This is a genomic window from Streptococcus huangxiaojuni (assembly GCF_040930515.1).
Classification (GTDB): domain Bacteria; phylum Bacillota; class Bacilli; order Lactobacillales; family Streptococcaceae; genus Streptococcus; species Streptococcus huangxiaojuni.
In genome coordinates this window covers 1-1,167 of the sequence record NZ_JBFQEG010000052.1, presented here as the reverse complement: position 1 = coordinate 1,167, position 1,167 = coordinate 1, and the positions used below count along the sequence as shown (strand labels likewise).

1 protein-coding gene is annotated in these 1,167 nt (G+C 42.8%); it reads left to right on the top strand.

The window, feature by feature from the left end; all coding sequences use genetic code 11:
- Positions 1-53: 53 nt before the first annotated feature.
- A partial coding sequence (locus AB3329_RS11610; RefSeq protein WP_368396317.1) for an IS110 family RNA-guided transposase occupies positions 54-1,167 on the top strand: 1,114 nt, incomplete at its 3' end.

The window sequence follows — 1,167 nt, the reverse complement described above, 5'->3', positions numbered from 1 at the left end:
ACCTTACAGTAGTCAAGAAAACTTCCAAATCCAATTGAAAGGAGACCTTCCAAATGAAATGTTTTGTCGGTTTAGACGTTAGCTCTACCAAACTTGATGTCTGTGTCATGCTTAGTGATGCCACAACACCATTCAAAGCTTCTCTTACTAACGACCTAGTTGGGGCTTCTAAAATCAAGAAGCAGATTCTTGAACTCAATGAAGTGTACGATTTTGAACGCATCGTCATTGGCATGGAAGCCACCAGCCTCTATAGCTTTCACCCTGCCATGTTCTTTCATGAAGACAGCGATTTAAAAGCTCTAAAGGTTGAAGTCTTGGTGGAACAACCCAACAAAATCAAGAACTATCGGGAAGCCTTTGAAGAAAGCAAGAATGATACCCTTGATGCCTTCTACATCGCCGATTATTTTCGAGCTGAACGATTTTCACCTGCTTTTCTCAAAGAAGAAAAGTATCTAGCACTCCAGCACCTAACCAGAACCAGACTTCAGCTCATTGAGCAGTTGACGACAACCAAACAGCACTTTATTGAGAACACCTACTACAAGTGCAATACCTTGTCAACTGAAATCAAGAATAAGAACCTCTCAACCAATCTCTGGTCTAGCACAATCATCTCTCTAATGACCGAAGATCACACCCTAGATGACTTAGCTAAGATTCCACTTAATGACCTAGCAGAATTTCTCCAGAAATTAGGAAGAGGGCGATTCAAAGCCCCTGAAAAGCTAGCCAAAGCTATTCAAGCGGCGATTCGTGGCTCGTACCGCCTGCCCAAGCTCCAACAGGATTCGGTCAATGTCGTTCTTGGACTGCTAGCCCGAGAAATCAGAAATCTTGAACAAATGATTAAAGCTATTGATAAAGCTATTGAAGAGATGGTAGAAGTCATCCCTGAATACCAGTGCTTAACTTCTGTTCCTGGTGTTGGTAAAGTTTACGCTGCAGGGATTATCGCTGAGATTGGACAGATTGAACGCTTTAAAGACCACCCTCAAGTCGCTAAATATGCAGGACTGAATTGGAAGCAGAAGCAGTCTGGGAACGCTAACTCTCAAAATACTGACCTTGTCAAACGAGGCAATCGCTATCTCCGTTATTACTTAGTTGAAGCCGCCAACTCGGTGAGGCGCTATGATGACGAATACAAAGCCTTTTACAAGA